Source organism: Mesorhizobium sp. C416B (genome assembly GCF_030323165.1).
Classification (GTDB): Bacteria; Pseudomonadota; Alphaproteobacteria; order Rhizobiales; family Rhizobiaceae; genus Mesorhizobium.
Genome location: NZ_CP100471.1, coordinates 1,004,675 through 1,021,060, shown reverse-complemented (window position 1 = coordinate 1,021,060; position 16,386 = coordinate 1,004,675). Strand labels below are relative to the sequence as shown.

The 16,386-nt window shown below is 62.3% G+C and carries 22 protein-coding genes; 13 read left to right on the top strand and 9 right to left on the bottom strand.

Translation table 11 applies throughout. From position 1 onward, the window contains the following. The first annotated feature begins 16 nt into the window (after positions 1 to 16). The 7 genes from NLY43_RS05165 (at position 17) to NLY43_RS05135 (ending at position 3,178) form a co-directional block, all read left to right on the top strand. Positions 17 to 346, top strand: coding sequence for a YciI family protein (locus NLY43_RS05165; protein ID WP_023723612.1), 330 nt, complete (start codon positions 17 to 19; stop codon positions 344 to 346). A 465-nt stretch (positions 347 to 811) separates the two neighbouring features. Next, on the top strand, positions 812 to 1,021 hold the full coding sequence (locus tag NLY43_RS05160; RefSeq protein ID WP_023671502.1) for a cold-shock protein: 210 nt from the start codon (positions 812 to 814) through the stop codon (positions 1,019 to 1,021). Positions 1,022 to 1,314: 293 nt separating this feature from the next. Next, a complete protein-coding gene (locus NLY43_RS05155) occupies positions 1,315 to 1,539 on the top strand; it encodes a hypothetical protein (RefSeq protein ID WP_023712741.1) in 225 nt (74 codons plus the stop codon). Continuing rightward, positions 1,539 to 1,946, top strand: coding sequence for a hypothetical protein (locus NLY43_RS05150; RefSeq protein ID WP_023671504.1), 408 nt, complete (start codon positions 1,539 to 1,541; stop codon positions 1,944 to 1,946). The genes NLY43_RS05155 and NLY43_RS05150 overlap by 1 nt, the downstream gene beginning before the upstream one ends. Before the next feature lies 1 nt (position 1,947). Continuing rightward, on the top strand, positions 1,948 to 2,112 hold the full coding sequence (locus NLY43_RS05145; protein ID WP_023712742.1) for a hypothetical protein: 165 nt from the start codon (positions 1,948 to 1,950) through the stop codon (positions 2,110 to 2,112). A gap of 4 nt (positions 2,113 to 2,116) precedes the next feature. Next, positions 2,117 to 2,497, top strand: coding sequence for a YkgJ family cysteine cluster protein (locus NLY43_RS05140; protein WP_023712743.1), 381 nt, complete (start codon positions 2,117 to 2,119; stop codon positions 2,495 to 2,497). A 69-nt stretch (positions 2,498 to 2,566) separates the two neighbouring features. Continuing rightward, entirely contained in the window at positions 2,567 to 3,178 is a 612-nt protein-coding gene (locus tag NLY43_RS05135) for a LysE family translocator (RefSeq protein ID WP_023689918.1), read from the top strand. Positions 3,179 to 3,201: 23 nt separating this feature from the next. Here NLY43_RS05135 and NLY43_RS05130 read toward each other — a convergent pair whose 3' ends face one another. Beyond that, entirely contained in the window at positions 3,202 to 4,194 is a 993-nt protein-coding gene (locus NLY43_RS05130) for an AraC family transcriptional regulator (protein ID WP_023694696.1), read from the bottom strand. 182 nt (positions 4,195 to 4,376) lie between these two features. On the opposite strand from NLY43_RS05130, the gene NLY43_RS05125 reads away from it, so the two are divergent. Both NLY43_RS05125 and NLY43_RS05120 read left to right on the top strand, forming a co-directional pair. After that, complete coding sequence (locus NLY43_RS05125; RefSeq protein WP_023715197.1) at positions 4,377 to 4,802, top strand: GFA family protein; 426 nt, start codon at positions 4,377 to 4,379, stop codon at positions 4,800 to 4,802. Positions 4,803 to 4,859: 57 nt separating this feature from the next. Continuing rightward, positions 4,860 to 5,375 carry an OsmC family protein gene (locus tag NLY43_RS05120; RefSeq protein WP_023671510.1) on the top strand — a complete coding sequence of 172 codons (516 nt, stop codon included), beginning with the start codon at positions 4,860 to 4,862 and terminating at the stop codon, positions 5,373 to 5,375. A gap of 71 nt (positions 5,376 to 5,446) precedes the next feature. Here NLY43_RS05120 and NLY43_RS05115 read toward each other — a convergent pair whose 3' ends face one another. From NLY43_RS05115 to NLY43_RS05105, 3 genes are read right to left on the bottom strand one after another with little or no spacing between them, the layout of a single operon-like run. After that, the gene (locus tag NLY43_RS05115; RefSeq protein ID WP_023712744.1) at positions 5,447 to 5,833 is read right to left on the bottom strand and encodes a nuclear transport factor 2 family protein; all 387 of its coding nucleotides are present in this window, start codon (positions 5,831 to 5,833) and stop codon (positions 5,447 to 5,449) included. Positions 5,834 to 5,848: 15 nt separating this feature from the next. Beyond that, entirely contained in the window at positions 5,849 to 6,295 is a 447-nt protein-coding gene (locus NLY43_RS05110; RefSeq protein WP_023684306.1) for an OsmC family peroxiredoxin, read from the bottom strand. A gap of 41 nt (positions 6,296 to 6,336) precedes the next feature. Further along, entirely contained in the window at positions 6,337 to 7,347 is a 1,011-nt protein-coding gene (locus tag NLY43_RS05105) for a zinc-dependent alcohol dehydrogenase family protein (RefSeq protein ID WP_023712745.1), read from the bottom strand. A gap of 102 nt (positions 7,348 to 7,449) precedes the next feature. On the opposite strand from NLY43_RS05105, the gene NLY43_RS05100 reads away from it, so the two are divergent. Next, positions 7,450 to 8,058, top strand: coding sequence for a TetR/AcrR family transcriptional regulator (locus NLY43_RS05100; RefSeq protein ID WP_023684303.1), 609 nt, complete (start codon positions 7,450 to 7,452; stop codon positions 8,056 to 8,058). 72 nt (positions 8,059 to 8,130) lie between these two features. On the opposite strand, the gene groL is transcribed toward NLY43_RS05100, so the two are convergent. The 4 genes from groL to NLY43_RS05080 all read right to left on the bottom strand — a co-directional run bounded on the left by groL (position 8,131) and on the right by NLY43_RS05080 (position 12,438). Next, the gene (gene groL / locus NLY43_RS05095) at positions 8,131 to 9,786 is read right to left on the bottom strand and encodes a chaperonin GroEL (protein WP_023709705.1); all 1,656 of its coding nucleotides are present in this window, start codon (positions 9,784 to 9,786) and stop codon (positions 8,131 to 8,133) included. Positions 9,787 to 9,849: 63 nt separating this feature from the next. Beyond that, a complete protein-coding gene (gene groES, locus NLY43_RS05090) occupies positions 9,850 to 10,146 on the bottom strand; it encodes a co-chaperone GroES (protein ID WP_006203049.1) in 297 nt (98 codons plus the stop codon). A gap of 239 nt (positions 10,147 to 10,385) precedes the next feature. After that, positions 10,386 to 11,309: a hypothetical protein gene (locus NLY43_RS05085; RefSeq protein WP_023712749.1), complete on the bottom strand. Its 924-nt coding sequence runs from the start codon at positions 11,307 to 11,309 to the stop codon at positions 10,386 to 10,388. A 331-nt stretch (positions 11,310 to 11,640) separates the two neighbouring features. Continuing rightward, complete coding sequence (locus NLY43_RS05080) at positions 11,641 to 12,438, bottom strand: class I SAM-dependent methyltransferase (RefSeq protein ID WP_023712750.1); 798 nt, start codon at positions 12,436 to 12,438, stop codon at positions 11,641 to 11,643. Positions 12,439 to 12,520: 82 nt separating this feature from the next. Here NLY43_RS05080 and NLY43_RS05075 point away from each other — a divergent pair, with 82 nt between their 5' ends. Beyond that, positions 12,521 to 13,390, top strand: coding sequence for a hypothetical protein (locus NLY43_RS05075; RefSeq protein ID WP_023712751.1), 870 nt, complete (start codon positions 12,521 to 12,523; stop codon positions 13,388 to 13,390). Here NLY43_RS05075 and NLY43_RS05070 read toward each other — a convergent pair. After that, complete coding sequence (locus NLY43_RS05070; protein ID WP_023712752.1) at positions 13,387 to 14,013, bottom strand: TetR/AcrR family transcriptional regulator; 627 nt, start codon at positions 14,011 to 14,013, stop codon at positions 13,387 to 13,389. The two genes, NLY43_RS05075 and NLY43_RS05070, sit on opposite strands and share 4 nt — an antisense overlap. A 170-nt stretch (positions 14,014 to 14,183) precedes the next feature. On the opposite strand from NLY43_RS05070, the gene NLY43_RS05065 reads away from it, so the two are divergent. Both NLY43_RS05065 and NLY43_RS05060 read left to right on the top strand, forming a co-directional pair. Next, on the top strand, positions 14,184 to 15,371 hold the full coding sequence (locus NLY43_RS05065) for an MFS transporter (protein ID WP_023723606.1): 1,188 nt from the start codon (positions 14,184 to 14,186) through the stop codon (positions 15,369 to 15,371). 79 nt (positions 15,372 to 15,450) lie between these two features. Then, positions 15,451 to 16,386, top strand: coding sequence for a bifunctional helix-turn-helix transcriptional regulator/GNAT family N-acetyltransferase (locus NLY43_RS05060; protein ID WP_023712754.1), 936 nt, complete (start codon positions 15,451 to 15,453; stop codon positions 16,384 to 16,386).

Sequence of the window (16,386 nt, the reverse complement as noted above, 5' to 3'; positions counted from 1 at the left end):
TCACGGTGAGTGACCGATGGCCAGCAATGATGGACCGCGTGAGACTACCGCGCCAACAATCTTCCACTGCCGGCTGATCCCGCCTCGGCCGGACTTCGCCTTCACCCTGACGGAGGAGGAGAGGGAGTTGATGGGCCGGCATGCCGACTATCTGCGCGGCAAGCTTGCCGAGGGCACCATGATCCTCGCCGGGCCGGTCGCCGACCCGGCCGGCCCTTGGGGTCTGCTGATCCTGCGTGTCGGCAGCGAAGCCGAGGCAAGAGCGGTCACCGACGGCGATCCGGTGTCGAGCTCCGGCCGCGGTTTCCGCTACGAGATCCTGCCGCTGATCAGCGCGATCCTGTAGGCGAGCGTAAGTTTAAGGAAAAGTGTGAAACGGTTTTCCCTTGGGAATTGTGTCAGAAAACGGCACATACAAGAACGCCTCTCGCACCGTTTAATGTGCGGGAGGCGTCCTTTTGCCAGCATTACTGAGATTGCTCTCTGAATTGCTGACACCACGGAAATGCGCCGGCTTGCGATTGGTTCCGGGGCGTGGAATATTTTTTGGGAACGCCTTGCGCTCCGCCACCTCGTCAGTTGAGGCTTATGCCTCAGGCGTCCTCAGGTTGAATTTGGGCTGTGGCCAAACCAGAAATTGACTCGGCGCTAAGAGAAGTCTATAAGAAATATGTCGATATTTGTTTGACCGACTTTTGTTATCCGCGCATGATGCGCGCCTTTGACGAACTTCCCCATCAAAAATCGAGACAAAACGCTGTTGTGCAGTCGCACGATGGTGAACGAATATTTGCCAGGGAAAGGGTTCTTCATGGCCACCGGCACAGTGAAATGGTTCAACGCCACCAAAGGTTTTGGTTTTATTCAGCCTGACGACGGCTCCGCCGACGTTTTCGTCCACATCTCGGCCGTAGAGCGCGCCGGCATGCGTGACATCGTCGAGGGTCAGAAGCTCGGCTACGAGATGACCCGCGACAACAAGTCGGGCAAGATGTCCGCCGACCAGTTGAAGGCGGCCTGATAAGGAATTCGGCCTTCCGGTGACCACGGATGTACTGGCACCGATGAAAGGCTGAAAGGAGCGCCTTGCGCATCCAACTGGATGCGCGGCGCTTTCATGGAAGGTCAGGCGGTGCCTGGCCTTTTTCATTTTGTGCGTCATGCCGCTAAAAGTGCGCCGCACGCCGGCCGGAACGTGCTAAGGGACGATCCACCAATCTGAACCGCCCATACTGCCCCGCTGCCGTATTGCTTTGGTCGTAATCGAAGACCGCTCTCGCTCTATCGGCACCAGGCTCCCGACAGGAGAAAGTTTTGACCACTCAATCCAAGACCGCCGAACAGGCCGGCTCGCTGTTCAGCAAGACGCAAACCCAGTCGATGTCACTCAACCGCATCCTGTCCGAGCGTGATGCCGTCAGCGAGGCGCGCGAAGCCAAGACCGCGCGCTTGCGCGAACTGCGCAAGGAAAAGGAAGCCGACGACATGGCAGCGGCCGCAGCCCTTGCGGCGCTGCCGAAGCGGGCAGGCAAACGCTGATGGCCACCAAGCGCGTACCGCCGACGCCGATCGATGCCGATGCGACCATAGCGTCCATGGTCCCGGGCCTGGACAAGCCGGTCGAATATGTCCGCCGTGTGCTGGAAAAGCTCGAGCGCTGCAAGCGCGCGCATGGCGATGCCCAGGTGCGCGTCGGCGTGCGCGGCCGTGCCGAAGCCCCGAACTATCTGGTCGAATATGTCCGCGAGGACAAAAAGACCCAGGAGCGCGTGACCTACCAGGATGCCGCCTATAGCGGCAGCACGCATCGCGAACTGGCGGCGCACCACATTGCCGAGGCGAGGAACTGGTCGCCCGAGGAAATGAACATCACAGCGGTCTCGGCGCTGATCGGCCGCTTGCGCAATCCGCGCGCACCATCATCCCGCTTTTCCGACGAGGACTGACATGGCCATAAAGTTTTCCACCAAGGACCAGCCGGCAGCGTCGGCTGCTGCCACTGCAAAGCAGGCCAAGCCCGCTGCCGCGCCGAAGGCCGCCGAACCGTCGGCAACCGATCTGTTCGAGGCGCCAGCCGCCACGCCCAAGGGCAAGGCAGGCAAGAAGAAATAGCGCCTTGCCGCACCAAGCCGATCGCAATCTCGCAGCACCTGGGCTGGTCGCGTTGGCCGCCAGGGATATCCGGTCGTCAAAACAGGACGACCAGCCGGTTTTCGATTGCCAGAGCTGCGGCGCCTGCTGCTCCTACTCGGCCGAATGGCCGCGCTTTTCGACCGAGGACGATGCGCAACTTGACCGGATTCCGGAAAAGTTCGTGTCCGCCGACCTGTCCGGGATGCGCTGCGAGGGCGTGCGCTGTTCGGCGCTTACGGGCGAGATCGGCAAGCACACGGCCTGCGGCATCTACGAGATCCGCCCCGACGTCTGCCACGCCTGCATGCCTGGCGGCGACGATTGCCTGATGGCGCGCAAGGCGCACGAGATGCCAACGATCTAGCCGACGCCCACCTTGCCTCATCCCACATCCCCCGATAGCTTCGACCACGGGCAGGGCGTCGGAGGAACCATGAGCATCGAATTTCTGTTGACGTCGCTGATCGTTGTGGCTTCGCCCGGCACCGGCGTTCTCTACACGCTGAGCGCCGGGCTTTCGCGAGGCGCGCGCGCCTCGATCACTGCTGCATTCGGCTGCACGCTTGGCATCATCCCGCATATGGCCGCCGCCATCACCGGCCTGGCGGCGCTGCTGCACACAAGTGCTGTCGCCTTCGAGACGCTGAAATATCTCGGCGTCGCCTATCTCCTCTACATGGCCTGGAACACGCTGAAGGAGAAGGGCGGCCTGAGCGTCGATGAAAACGCGGCACCCCGCTCGGCAGCCAAGGTCATCACCTCCGGTATCCTGATCAACATCCTGAACCCGAAGCTGTCGATCTTCTTCTTTGCCTTCCTGCCGCAATTCGTCAGCACCACCGAACCGAACGCATTTGCCAAGATGCTGGAGCTATCGAGCGTCTTCATGCTGCTGACCTTCGTCGTCTTCGTCGCTTACGGCATCTTTGCCGCCTCGATCCGCAGCCATGTCGTGTCGCGGCCGATGGTGCTGACCTGGATGCGCCGCACCTTCGCCGGCGCCTTTGTCATGCTCGGCGCCAAGCTGGCGCTGGCTGATCGATAGAACAGGATCTAGCAGGCATCGGCCTACTCTTCGTCGGTTCCGGATCCGGTCCGGATGCCTAGACGCCAGGCCGAGGGAGGAAGGCCGATCATCTTCTTGAAGGCGCGGCTGAACGCTGCCTCGGATTCGTAGCCGATTTCAGCGGCGATGCTGGCCATGTTGCTGGAGCCGGCGCTGAGCAGCTCCGAGGCGATCTGCATGCGCCATTTGGCGAGATAATGCATTGGCGGCATGCCGACCAGCCTGGTGAAGCGTTCGGCGAGCACGCTGCGCGACAGCGCGGAGTCCTTCGCCAGCGCCTCTACCGTCCAGTTATGCGCCGGCCGGTCGTGGATCAGCGCCAGTGCCCTCGCCAGGTGCGGATCGCGCAGGCCAGCCAGCCATCCCGTGGTTTGTGGCGGCAGCGATTCCAAGTAACGGCGCAACACGTCGACAAACATCAGTTCGCTCAGTTTGGTGAGCACCGTTTCACTGCCTGCGCGCTTTTGCGCCACCTCCGTGACAGCCAGGTTGATGAACTGGCTGAGCCAGCCGCCATCGCCTTTGGCATCTCCGGCCTTGATCACCGGCGGCAAAGCCTCGAGCAGTGGATTGAAAGGCTGTGCATCACAGGCGAGATAGCCGCAAACCAGCCTGGCCGAGGTCGCGCCGTCGCCGGCGCAGTTGATGTAAAACGGCATCCGGCCGGCTGTTGCGATGTCGAGAACGTCGGCTGTCGGCGGATCGGCGCGCAACGCCGGATTGCTGGACATAATATGCGGGTCGCTCCTGGTGAAGACGACGACTTCGCCGGCCTCCAGCGCGATCGCTTCCTGGCCGACGATGCGCGCGAAGCAGCGACCGGCCGTTACCACATGGTAGGAGATCAGATGGTCCGCACCGGGCAGGATCTTCGGCAGGATGGACGATGGCGCCGGCGAGCAGACGGCCCACGGCTCGTGGCCCTCAATGTCAAAAAACGTCGCGCCGGTAAGGCGTACCGTCCTCAACAGGTCAGACAGAGCATCCCCGGCCATTCCGTTTCGTCCCGCACCCGGCTAGCCGGTGAGCCATCCCTTTCGAGTTCCGGACGCGCTGTCAAGCGAGGCGGACGCCGTATCATTCAGTTCGCGGCCAGAACTCCTAAACCTGCACCGGTGCTCAAGCGCTGCCGAGAGTGGGCGCTGAGTGCTGTCGAAACCAACCAGGGACAAAAGTCATGACGGTACATAAGGGCGGGTGTTTTTGCGGCGCTGTGGAAATCGAAGTGCACGGAGCCGCCGAGGCAATGGGCTATTGCCATTGCGGTTCGTGTCGATCGTGGTCGGCGTCTCCCGTGAACGCCTTCACGCTGTGGAAGCCTCAGAACGTCAAGGTCACCGGGGGCGCGGAGTTCCTGTCCGGGTTCGAGAAGACCGAAATGAGCGATCGCCAGTTCTGCACGAAATGCGGTGGTCATCTGATGACCGTTCATCCGCCGCTCGGCCTGGTCGATGTCTATGCGGCAACGATACCAGGCGTGAAATTCACGCCTGGGGTTCACGTCAACTACGCTGAGACCGTGCTGCCGATGAAAGACGGGCTGCCCAAGCTCAGGGACTTTCCGGCTGAGCTCGGCGGCTCCGGCATCGCGGTGCCGGAATAAGGGCCCGGCCACTGCTCGCCATTTTTGACAACGACAATTCAAGACAGGAGATTGTTCATGGAAATCGCAACATTTCGCGCCACGCAGGAGCCGATCAAGGATCTCTATCGCAGGGATGCGAAGGCCGCGTTCCTCACCTTGAAGGCCAAAGGCGTCGCCGACGCGTCCACCGTGACCTGCAAGGTCGAGACCGGACGCGGGCTGGCGCTTGCCGGCATCCATCCGATGGCCGGGGGCAGCGGCCAGGAACTGTGCTCCGGCGACATGCTGCTGGAGGCGCTGATCGCATGCGCCGGTGTCTCGATGCGCGCGGCGGCGGCCGTGCTCGAAATTCCGATCAGGTCCGCCGAAGTTTCCGCGGAAGGTGACGTCGATCTTCGCGGCACGCTCGGCGTGACTGCGGGTGTTCCAGTCGGCTTCAAGGAAATCCGCTTGCGGTTCGACATTGACACCGACGCTCCCCAAAGTCAGCTCGACCAACTGCTCGAACTCACGGATCGCTATTGCGTGATCTTCCAGACCATCCAGAATAGTCCCAGCACCACGGTGAAGCTGCACCGCGTCATCCAGTGACCAGAAAACCGGCCCGGAAACTCGACTTGAGCGAGATTCCGGGCTGGGAACGGGAGTGCCGGGCAACGCTTCTATCCTTTGACGTAACCCATCGCCTCGACGATCAGCTCGTCCGCGACACGCATCAGGTTGACGCCGCGGATGGAGTTGCCGTCGGCCATGAAGTAGCGCCAGCGGATCGTCGCCCGTTCACCGGCGACGAAGGTTTCCTCGAGGTCGAAGCGCGTGCCGGGCTGGGTGGCGATCGCCGACCATAGGTCAATGCATGCCTCTTTGCCGGCATGGCGGGCGCCGTCCGGCGCCGGCACGGTGTTTTCGATAACGCAATCCTGCGCCACCAACTCGGCAAGCGCGGACGGATCGTGCAACTGGAACACATCGTTGAAGCGACGCATGATCTCGGCCGTCTGCCGGGACAAATCATTCCCGACTGCGTCCATGATAAGCTCCTGTTTCATCATATTCTCCCGGTTTCATCGATCTTTGACGGCTTTGACCAGCACGGCCTTTAGGGTGATCTGAGGCACGCCGGCCAAGGCGCGCGAGACGAGGCAAGTCGCCTTGGCCGACTGCGCCAGGCGTTCGAACTCGTCTTCGGCGAGATCCGTGACCTCCGCCTCCGTTTCGAGCTCGATGCGGGTGATCGTCGGCCCGGCGGCGGTCGCGCCGAGATGCACCTTGGCGACGGTGCGGATGGTGCGGGCGACGTGGCCTTCCTGGCCGAGGATGAAGGTCAGCGCCATCGAGAAGCAGCCGGCATGTGCTGCCCCGATCAGCTCTTCGGGATTGGTGCCCGGACCGTTCTCGAACCGCGACGGAAAGGAATAGGCGCCTTCGAAGACGCCGCTGCCAAGCCGCAGACGGCCGCCGCCTTCCTTCAGCGTGCCTTGCCATTCTGCGGAAGCTTCACGGATGGTCATGGTCGTTCTCCTGGTTCGGGGTTGAAAAGCGGGCAATTGGGTCAGGCGCAGTCGATGACAACCTTCCCGAACACGTCGCCCTGCCGGAAGTGGCGGTACGCTTCGGGGGCTTCGGCAAAGGGGAAGACCCTGTCGATAACGGGCTTGAGGCGATGCTGCGACACGGCGCGCAGCATGGCCTCGAGATTGCTGCGGCTGCGGACGAACAGGCGGCTGATGGTGGCGAGGCTGCGCTGATAAAGCGCTGCCGGCATCTCGATCGATCTGCCACTGGCGTCCTGCAGCGTCAGCAGCACGATGTGTCCATAAAGCGTGCTGGCAATCAGCGACTGCGCGAAGGTGGCCGGGCCGCCGGTTTCGACGACGAGGTCGATGCCGCCTGTCTGCTCGCGCGCCCAGCCGCCCCATTCCGGTATGTCGGTGCTGGAGACAACGAGGTCGGCGCCCAGCGCCCGCAGCCTGTCGGCCTTCTCCGCGCGCGATGTGATGGCGACAACCCGGCAGCCGAGCAACTTGGCGAACTGCAGAGCAAACAGCGAAACGCCACCCGAACCGATGGTGAGAACCCATTGACCAGGCTTCGGAATCCGGGTCCCGGTCACCGCGTTCCAGGCCGTCACGCCGGCGCAGGTTAGCGTCGCCGCTTCGTGCCAGCTCAGATGATCGGGCAGTCGCGCCGCCCATTGTTCGTCGAGCACGGCAAACTCAGTCAGCATGCCGTCCAGCGTACAGCCGAGCTGGTCGATCAGACCGGCATTGATGCGGCCATCGATCCAGCGGGCGAAGTAGCTGCCGGTGACGCGGTCGCCGACGGCAAAACGGGTGACGGCATCGCCGATTGCGACGACGTCACCGGCGCCGTCGCTCAGCGGCACGATGCCTTGCCGCGCCGGCAACGGATAGGTGCCGCCAAGGATCATCGTGTCGCGCCGATTGAGCGAGGCGGCGCGGACTCGCACCACGATCTCATGCGGTTTCGGTTCCGTCCGCGCCTCGTCGCGCATCGCCAGGGATTCGGTTCCACCAAACCCTTCGAGCCGGTAGCTGCGCATGTCACTCTCCTTAATAGTATATAGACTGATCCACATATTATATAGACCGATTGTCATATTCTTGGCGAGGCCTATAATGCGTCACTGCTGACAGAGGTTGACATGGCCAACGACACCCGCACCCGCATACTCGAGACCACAGGCCTGTTGCTCAGGCAGCGCGGCTATCACGGCACCTCGCTCAACGACATTCTGGGCGCCAGCGGGGCGCCGCGCGGCTCGCTCTATTTTCATTTCCCGGGCGGCAAGGACCAACTGGTCATCGAGGTGACGCGCAACAGCGTTGCCGACGTCACGAAAAGGCTGGGCGAAGCACTGGCAGCCGAAAGCGATCCTGCAGTGGCCGTCCATCACATCTACCAGTCGGTCGGGCGCATGCTGGAGGACAATGATTTTTCGCTGGGTTGCCCCATCGCGCCGGTGGTGCTGGATTCACCCACCGATGTGCCGGAACTGGCGGAACTCTGCCGATCGGCTTTCGAGCAATGGATCGGCTTGCTGCGACAGGCCTTCGTCAGGGCAGGGGTGCCCGAACGCCGCGCGCACGCTTTGGCGCTGCTGATCGAATCGTCGCTGGAAGGGCTTATGGTGATTGCGCGGGCCACCCGCGACCGTGCACCGGTGCTGGTGGTGGCCGACGAGGTGGCGGCACTTGTCGAGCAGGCGGTGCTTGCAGGCAAGGTTGCGCGGCAGGCGGACAGCGCCGCCTAACCATCCGCTTTCCAAAACAAAAAAGGGCGCCTCTCGGCGCCCTTTCCGTATGCATAAGCCAGATAGCTTGGATTAGAAATCCATGCCGCCCATGCCGCCCATGCCGCCGCCGCCCATGCCGCCAGGCATGCCGCCGCCAGCCGACTCCTTCTTGGGAGCCTCCGCGATCATGGCTTCGGTGGTGACGAGCAGGCCGGCGACCGAAGCCGCGTCCTGGAGAGCGGTGCGAACGACCTTGACCGGGTCGACGATGCCCATGGCGATCATGTCGCCATACTCTCCGGTCTGGGCGTTGTAGCCGTAGGTCGCGCCCTTGTTGTCGAGGATCTTGCCGGCGACGATCGAAGCTTCAGCACCTGCGTTCGAAGCGATCTGACGGGCCGGAGCCTGCAGTGCACGACGAACGATGTTGATGCCGGCAGCCTGGTCGGCATTGACGCCGGTGACCTTGATGTTGGCCGAAGCGCGCAGGAGAGCGACGCCGCCGCCTGCAACGATGCCTTCTTCCACGGCCGCACGGGTCGCGTTGAGGGCGTCATCGACGCGGTCCTTCTTTTCCTTGACTTCGACTTCCGTCGCGCCGCCGACACGGATCACCGCAACGCCGCCGGCGAGCTTCGCCAGACGTTCCTGCAGCTTCTCCTTGTCGTAGTCCGACGTGGTCTCTTCGATCTGCTGCTTGATCTGGGCAACGCGGCCCTGGATCTCGGCCTTCTTGCCGGCGCCGTCGACGATGGTGGTGTTCTCCTTGGAGATCGACACCTTCTTGGCGCGGCCGAGCATGTTGAGGCCGACATTCTCGAGCTTGATGCCGAGGTCTTCCGAGATGACCTGGCCACCGGTGAGGATGGCGATGTCTTCCAACATGGCCTTGCGGCGATCACCGAAGCCCGGCGCCTTGACGGCGGCGATCTTCAGGCCGCCGCGCAGCTTGTTGACGACCAGCGTGGCCAGAGCCTCGCCTTCGACGTCTTCCGAGATGATAAGAAGCGGCTTGGAGGTCTGCACGACGGCTTCGAGAACCGGCAGCATGGCCTGGAGGTTGGACAGCTTCTTCTCGTGCAGGAGGATGTAGACGTCCTCGAGCTCGGCAACCATCTTGTCGGCGTTGGTGACGAAGTAGGGCGAGAGATAGCCGCGGTCGAACTGCATGCCTTCGACGACTTCCAGCTCGGTCTCGGCGGTCTTGGCTTCTTCAACCGTGATGACGCCTTCATTGCCGACCTTCTGCATCGCTTCGGCGATCATGGCGCCGACCGACTCGTCGCCATTGGCCGAGATCGTGCCGACCTGGGCAACTTCCTCGGAGGTCTTGATCTTCTTGGCAGCTTTGCCGAGAGCCGCGACGACTTCGGTGACGGCCAGATCGATGCCGCGCTTCAGATCCATCGGGTTCATGCCGGCGGCAACGGCCTTGTGGCCTTCCTGGACGATCGACTGCGCCAGAACGGTCGCGGTCGTGGTGCCGTCGCCGGCAATGTCGTTGGTCTTCGAAGCAACTTCGCGGACCATCTGCGCGCCCATGTTTTCGAACTTGTCTTCAAGCTCGATTTCCTTGGCGACGGTGACGCCGTCCTTGGTTATGCGCGGTGCGCCGAACGACTTGTCGATGACGACGTTGCGGCCCTTGGGGCCGAGCGTGACCTTCACCGCGTCGGCGAGGATGTTGACGCCGCGCAGCATGCGCTCGCGGGCGTCGCGGGAGAATTTTACGTCTTTAGCAGCCATTTTTTAGCTCCTGGCAGGGGGCTTGCGATCAAGCCCGAAATTAGTTGACGGTGAGGCCGATAATCAGCCGATGATGCCCATAATGTCGGATTCCTTCATGATCAGAAGGTCTTCGCCATTGAGCTTGACTTCGGTGCCCGACCACTTGCCGAACAGGATGCGGTCGCCGGCTTTGACGTCCAGCGGGACCAGCTTGCCGGCTTCGTCGCGAGCGCCGGAGCCGACGGCGATGATCTCGCCTTCCTGCGGCTTTTCCTTTGCCGTATCCGGGATGATGATCCCGCCGGCGGTCTTGGATTCGGATTCGACCCGGCGTACGACCACGCGGTCATGAAGCGGGCGGAACTTCGACTTTGCCATTTTTTCTTCCTCGAATGAGAACGGTGAGAGCTGTTCCTCGATCCGGCGGTGCCGGATGTGCGTTAGCACTCACCTGGGGAGAGTGCTAACGTCGCGCTGAAATAAGCGCGTGGCTTTCGAGAGTCAAGGCGCGCGGGAAGGGGCAATAGCGCGAAATTTTTCCAAAGTTGCCTCACGATTCCGGAAAACCCGGCTCGCTGCCTGAACGCAGGCCCGAATGCCGTCCTGTCGATGGGAACTCAATGTCCGAGGCGCAGGCCGATCTCGCGCGTTTCAAAATCCAGCAACAGGCTATTCTTCTCGAAGTAGCGGATGCCGACGATGTTATGCTCGAGCCCGGGAACGATCTCCACCTCGGGATTGTAGGTGGTCTTGAAATTCCAATCGTCCTGTCCGTCGGCTTTTACCAGGACTTTCGTGCCTCGGTTCAGCGACGAATACGGCGCCGAGGCGTCGGTGGGGACCATGATCGTTGAGTTGCCCGTATCGTAAAGCGTTGGCCGGCACGTCGGTTCAAATCCCCATGAGATACAGGCGTCGATCGTGGGAAAATTGTATCGCAAGCTGGCCACTTTCCAGCTTTGCACCCTGAAGTCCCTTTTTACGTCTTTCGGCACGCCAATATGGAGCGCTTCCACTTGCGGGCAGTTGCCGTCCTCGTTTGTGCAGACCTTCCATTTGGCGCCGATCGGCGAGAGGTAATAGCCTTTGTGGAGGCCGGGCCCAAAGTTCACATAGGCAAGCGGAGATTTGATGATCCGGTCTGGTCCGCCTCCGCCAACGGGAGAGATACCGAAAGTGCCTTTGGCCCAAAGCGGGCCACCAACGATTTCGCCGGTACTTCGCCTGACTACTTTGTAGCGGATGAGGAACGGGATTGCAGTGATGGTGGCGACCGGGGATTTCGGCGACCCGAAAGCCACGCGAGCATAGGCAACGTTGCCGTACTCATCGTAAGTTCCATACGTCATCACCGCCTGTTGCGTGGTCACCATGATGCCGTCGATCTGCTGATCCTTCGTGATCTTTATTCCTGTGTCCGAACAGAGTTCGGCCGACAGCACCGATTGGCACTCGATCGTCATTCCGCTCGATCCGGTATCGAGCAGCAAAGGCTGGTTTACTGTGTGATCGCCGAGCGAAAGGATTTTCACATAAAGCATGCGAATGTTCCTTGGCTCTCCGGGATACTCCAATTTGATCAAAGGCACGATCAACGAGTGTGCATCTTCGCATTGGGCCGGTGGCAATGTGGCCCCGAGTGCCGCGGCAATTGCCATCAGGCGTGCAAACCATTGAAAGCGAATCCCCAATGCATCCCTCCCGCAGAGCTGAACTACTGGAGGAAAGTCTAGTTTCCGCATGCCAAAGTAAAGCTCTGAAGCTGGCCGACTCCGCAAATTGCGGCGAACCAAGGCCAGATGGTCATGCCGCCCTAGACTTCGACAGGCTTCGCCCACCGAGTGTCATGCGGCAACAGCGTGCCGAAGAAATCTACCGGCGCCGCAGCGATTCAAGCACCAGAAGCGGACAGCGTTCAGCCAGCCCATAGGTCCCTGTCGGCGCGAGGCGGACACTGTCAAAAAACCGGCTCGCCTCTTCGACCAGCGTCGCCGCCGGGGCGAAACTGTAGACAGTCTGCGAATTCGCATAGACATCGATGGTGCCGATGACCGGCATCTCCCATCCGGTCGTCGCGGCAAGGGCCTCCCGGTCGGCAAACAGCGCATCGAAGGCGTCGAGGATCGCCCGCACCGGAATGGCGCGGTCGGGATCGCCGCCGGCACAAGCCATGGCAATGCGCCATTTGAGTTCGTGGAAGGTCGCGACACCACCGGACAGCGTCAGCGCCCGGACCTCCTGCAGATCGTCCGGCACCTGAGGGCTTGCATAGGCGCGCAATGCAGCCCGCCCATCGGACTTCAGCACACGCGCGATCTCGGCAAGCAGCGCCTGCCGTGTAACCGAGGAGTCCAGCGCCGACAGACAGCCGTCGCCGATCACCGCCCCGGCGCTTTCGTCGCCCAGCGGCAACTCCAGCCAGTTGCCGATCACCGCCTTGCGTGAGGCGGTATCGCCCGGCCAGATGCCCGATATCATGGCAGTGGACTCGTCGATCGCGAGCATGGTCCTTCCGAGGCCGGCAAGCTCCGGCGTGACCCCGAGCAGCACCACATCGACTGATTGCAGGCTAAGTTCGCGCTCATAGGCGGCGACAGCTTCCGGGGGCGGACACAGCGGCGACCCGAGAAGCCGCCAATGACGGCGAATTGCGTCCCAATGCTCAGTCATGCGGAACGGTTTGGGGAAAGGCTGGACATATTTCCTTCCAGGCTGTTGGTTGCCTTGCGAGTTACCTCATGCAGGAAAGGCCATGGCCCGCATTGCCGTCATAACGCATGAATTTGACCGCTTCCAGAGCCGGCGGGGCCTCCTGCTGCGCCAGGACAGCCCCTACATGCTGTTCGACGTCCTGGCGGAGCTGAAACGGCGCGGTCACTCCGTGCAGATCATGCGTGGACCCTCGGCAAGTCATAGCGCCGATATTGCCGTCCTGCATGTCGACGCGACAGTGACGCCATCGGACTATGTCGACTACGCGCGCGGATTTCCGATTTGTCTCAATCTTGGTGCAACCGACATTTCCAAGCGCCGCATCAGCGGTGCTATCCTCGAGGAGGGTGCCAACTGGAGCGGCCAGGTCATCGTCAAGAGCAACCTCAATCATTGGGGGACGCCCGAGGAGCAGCTCAACCGAAAATCCGTTCGCGCCGGCAAGGCAGTGCCTTTCCCGGGCGCGCAGACCTTCGACCGTTATCAGGTGCATGCCTCGCTGGCCGATGTGGCGCCGGAGATTTTCAGGCGTGCCGACCTGATCGTGGAAAAATTCATTCCCGAAATCGAGCCCGACGGGTTTGCGGCGCGGTTCTGGATATTCTGCGGCGATCGGGAGCGCTGCACCCGCTATGTCTCGCCGCAGCGCCTGGTCAAGGGCGACGACACCATCCGCCGGGAGCCGGTTGCGGTTCCCGACGAATTGCGCGCCTTGCGTCGGAAGCTGGGCTTCGACTATGGCAAATTCGACTTTGTCGTGCATGAGGGCAGGGCCGTGCTGCTCGATGCCAACAAGACCCCGGGTCGCGCCAGAAACCTGTCGAAGATCGTCGCCGCCGGCGCCGCAAACCTGGCCGACGGCTTCGAAAACCTCATCCACCAGACCGGACGGGGTCGAATCGGGCGCTAGAGAAACAACCCCAGCTGCGTATGGATGATCGACCGGTAGTCCTCGATGGTGTGGCGGCTTTCCTCCTGGTCCTGGGTCAGCGCCATGCGCACGACGCCGCCGGCCAGCTGGAAGATCAGGAAAACCATACGGCCGAACTCATTGCGTCGCTCTGGCGCGAGAAAGGGGCCGACATGGTCGCAGAACATCGTCGCCTGGTGCCGGGTTTCGGCGATGTCGAGATTCTTCAGCGCCTTGTCAGCCTGGATGGCGTTTTGCAGGTCCTGAATGGCGGGGTCGCCGGCGACGCGCTCATAGTAGTCGTCGAGCAGCCGGTCGGCCGCAGCGATAACGTCGCTCAGCCCGCCGACGTCGGCAACGATCGCGGCAAGCCGGGCGCGGCTCACTTCGGAGAATCGCTCGTAGAGCATCGCCAGGATCGCCGACTTGTTGGGGAAGTAATGATAGACGGTGGCGATCGGCCCGCCGGCCTGTGCGCCGACTTCCTTCATGGTGACGGCGTCGATGCCTTTCTCGCCGATCAGCCGCATGGTCGTCGACAGGATGGCGTCGATGCGCTCGCGGCTGCGCTCCTGTTTGGGCCTGCGCCTCGGTTCGGTCGTCATCTGCACTGCTTCGTTCATGCCGCCATCCTCTCGATCGCCCAGACCATTCGATCGCCAAGACCATCCCCAGCCTTGTTGGTGCCAAGTCCCGCTACTGATTGACAAACGAATATGATCGAGTATCAGTTTCTAAATGCTGACAGACTGTCAGTTTTTTTGCCGCCAGGCAAGGACGTTGGGAGGCGACCGTGACTTCTGCTGGTAACGCCGATGCCGGGAACGGCGACTGGCTGGTCGGCAACCCCACTGGGGCGCAACTCGCCTCGGCATTGTGGATCGGCTCGGTCGGCCTGCTCATTCTCGGGCTGCAGCCGGTGCTGCTCGGCGCGCTCTATACCGAGGGGCATGTCAGCGGCGACGAACTCGCGCTGGTCGCCACGGCCGAGATGATTGCCATCGGCATCGGATCGGCGGTCATCGCCATGATGCTGTCCGCCCACAATATGCGCTCGAAAAGTGCCTGCCTTTTGCTCTTGCTGGCGCTGGCTAACTGCGCGACCGCCTATGCGCTGACCTCGACCTCGCTGATTGCCGCCCGCGCGGTGGCGGGCCTCGCCGAGGGTGGGCTGGTGGCGGTCGCCACGGAACTGATCGCCCGTTCGCGCCGGGCCGAGCGCATCGGCGGCTTCTTCGTCACCCTTCAGACCCTGGCGCAATGCGCCCTTGCCCTGCTGCTGGCGCTTTACGTCATCCCGGCCGCCGGATCGGCAGGCGGCTTCATCGTCCTTGCCGTCGTCTGCATCGCTTCGGTGGCGGTCGCCTTCATCGTCCCCGATAGCTATGCCGACCTGCCCAAGGAGGAACAGTTCAGCAATGTGCTGACCGTTCCTTCGCTTGCCGCTTTGCTGTGCGTCTTCTGCTACTTCATGTTCTTCGGCTCGGTCTGGGCGTTTCTCGAGCCGCTTGGCGCACAATACGGCATCGATGGCCGCAGCGTCGGCCTGATCGTCTCGGCCAGCCTCGCATTGCAGGTGCTGGGCGCAATGACGGCTACCGTCTTCGAGGCGCGTATCGACTACCGCTTCGTCATCGTGGCGATCGGCGTGGTCGCCGTCGCCAGTTCCGTGGTGCTCGCCGGCAGCCCCGGCCTGACGGTTTTCTGGGTCGCGGCCTTGATCATGGGCTTCATCCTTCTGTTCATCGTGCCCTATCAGATCCGGCTGGCGATCACCGCTGACGAGACGCGCACGGCCGTGCTTCTGGTGCCGGCGGCCCAGCTTTTCGGTCTGGCGATCGGCCCGGTCGCGGCATCGCTGCTGATCGACGGCAAGGATTTTCGGCCGGTGCCGGAATTTGCCGCCGCCAGTGCTGCGGCTAGCGTCGTGCTGCTCGGCCTGTTCGTCCTGATCGCACGGCGCCGCCGCGCCATCGCCTGAGACACGACCGGGGGAGCATCTCCTCGATACTTGACTAAGTCAAATAAATGACCGATCGTTGATGGGCAGGAGGCTTCCCATGACGATCCATCATCAACCCGGCAAGGAACGCATCGACGCGGTGCGGGCTTTCAACCGCTTCTACACCCGCCAGATAGGTCTGCTCGACGAAGGCCTGCTGAAAAGCGCCTTCTCGCTGACCGAGGCGCGGGTGCTCTACGAACTGGCGCATCGCGATGGCCTGACCGCCAGCGATCTCATCCGCGATCTCGGCCTCGACGCCGGTTATGTCAGCCGGCTCCTGAAGAAGTTCGAGCACCTGCAGTTGATAGCGCGCGCGCCGCTGGCGTCGGATGCGCGGCAGTCGTCGATCACGCTGACGCCGGTGGGGCGGCAGGCCTTCGCGCCGCTGAACCGGGCTTCGCACGACCAGGTCGCGGCCTTGCTGGAGCGGCTTCCTGCTGCCGAACAGGACCGGCTGGTCAAGGCCATGCAGACGGTGCAGCAACTCCTGGGCGACAGCCCGGAGTCCAAAGTGCCGTATATGCTGCGCCCCTTGCAGGTCGGCGACATCGGCTGGGTGGTGCGCCGCCAAGGACAGATCTACGCACAGGACTATGGCTGGGACGAAACCTACGAGGCGCTGGTCGCCGAAATCCTCGGCGCCTTCGTAAAATCCTTCGATCCAGAATGGGAACGCAGCTGGATTGCCGAACGGCAAGGGGAGGTGGTCGGCTCGGTCTTCGTCGTGCGCAAATCCGACGCGGTGGCGAAGCTGCGCCTGCTCTATGTCGAACCATCGGCGCGCGGCCTCGGCATCGGCAAGCGGCTGGTTCAGGAGTGCATCGGCTTTGCTCGTGCCAAGGGCTACACGACGCTGACCCTATGGACCAACGACATCCTGACCGCCGCCCGCCACATCTACGAGAGTGCCGGCTTCAGGCTGGTGGACGAAGAGCGCCATCACGCCTTCGGCAAGGATCTGGTCGGCCAGAACTGGAACCTGGAGCTGTAG

Excerpts from the sequence above, each read along its gene's own strand:
- groES (WP_006203049.1), bottom strand. The coding sequence starts at position 10,146 with ATGGCAAAGTCGAAGTTCCGCCCGCTTCATGACCGCGTGGTCGTACGC.
- NLY43_RS05135 (WP_023689918.1), top strand. The coding sequence starts at position 2,567 with ATGAGCATCGAATTTCTGTTGACGTCGCTGATCGTTGTGGCTTCGCCC.
- NLY43_RS05120 (WP_023671510.1), top strand. The coding sequence starts at position 4,860 with ATGGAAATCGCAACATTTCGCGCCACGCAGGAGCCGATCAAGGATCTC.
- NLY43_RS05130 (WP_023694696.1), bottom strand. The coding sequence starts at position 4,194 with ATGGCCGGGGATGCTCTGTCTGACCTGTTGAGGACGGTACGCCTTACC.
- NLY43_RS05115 (WP_023712744.1), bottom strand. The coding sequence starts at position 5,833 with ATGAAACAGGAGCTTATCATGGACGCAGTCGGGAATGATTTGTCCCGG.
- NLY43_RS05100 (WP_023684303.1), top strand. The coding sequence starts at position 7,450 with ATGGCCAACGACACCCGCACCCGCATACTCGAGACCACAGGCCTGTTG.
- NLY43_RS05125 (WP_023715197.1), top strand. The coding sequence starts at position 4,377 with ATGACGGTACATAAGGGCGGGTGTTTTTGCGGCGCTGTGGAAATCGAA.
- NLY43_RS05080 (WP_023712750.1), bottom strand. The coding sequence starts at position 12,438 with ATGACTGAGCATTGGGACGCAATTCGCCGTCATTGGCGGCTTCTCGGG.
- NLY43_RS05145 (WP_023712742.1), top strand. The coding sequence starts at position 1,948 with ATGGCCATAAAGTTTTCCACCAAGGACCAGCCGGCAGCGTCGGCTGCT.
- NLY43_RS05075 (WP_023712751.1), top strand. The coding sequence starts at position 12,521 with ATGGCCCGCATTGCCGTCATAACGCATGAATTTGACCGCTTCCAGAGC.
- NLY43_RS05060 (WP_023712754.1), top strand. The coding sequence starts at position 15,451 with ATGACGATCCATCATCAACCCGGCAAGGAACGCATCGACGCGGTGCGG.
- groL (WP_023709705.1), bottom strand. The coding sequence starts at position 9,786 with ATGGCTGCTAAAGACGTAAAATTCTCCCGCGACGCCCGCGAGCGCATG.
- NLY43_RS05110 (WP_023684306.1), bottom strand. The coding sequence starts at position 6,295 with ATGACCATCCGTGAAGCTTCCGCAGAATGGCAAGGCACGCTGAAGGAA.
- NLY43_RS05160 (WP_023671502.1), top strand. The coding sequence starts at position 812 with ATGGCCACCGGCACAGTGAAATGGTTCAACGCCACCAAAGGTTTTGGT.
- NLY43_RS05070 (WP_023712752.1), bottom strand. The coding sequence starts at position 14,013 with ATGAACGAAGCAGTGCAGATGACGACCGAACCGAGGCGCAGGCCCAAA.
- NLY43_RS05105 (WP_023712745.1), bottom strand. The coding sequence starts at position 7,347 with ATGCGCAGCTACCGGCTCGAAGGGTTTGGTGGAACCGAATCCCTGGCG.
- NLY43_RS05165 (WP_023723612.1), top strand. The coding sequence starts at position 17 with ATGGCCAGCAATGATGGACCGCGTGAGACTACCGCGCCAACAATCTTC.
- NLY43_RS05150 (WP_023671504.1), top strand. The coding sequence starts at position 1,539 with ATGGCCACCAAGCGCGTACCGCCGACGCCGATCGATGCCGATGCGACC.
- NLY43_RS05085 (WP_023712749.1), bottom strand. The coding sequence starts at position 11,309 with ATGCTTTATGTGAAAATCCTTTCGCTCGGCGATCACACAGTAAACCAG.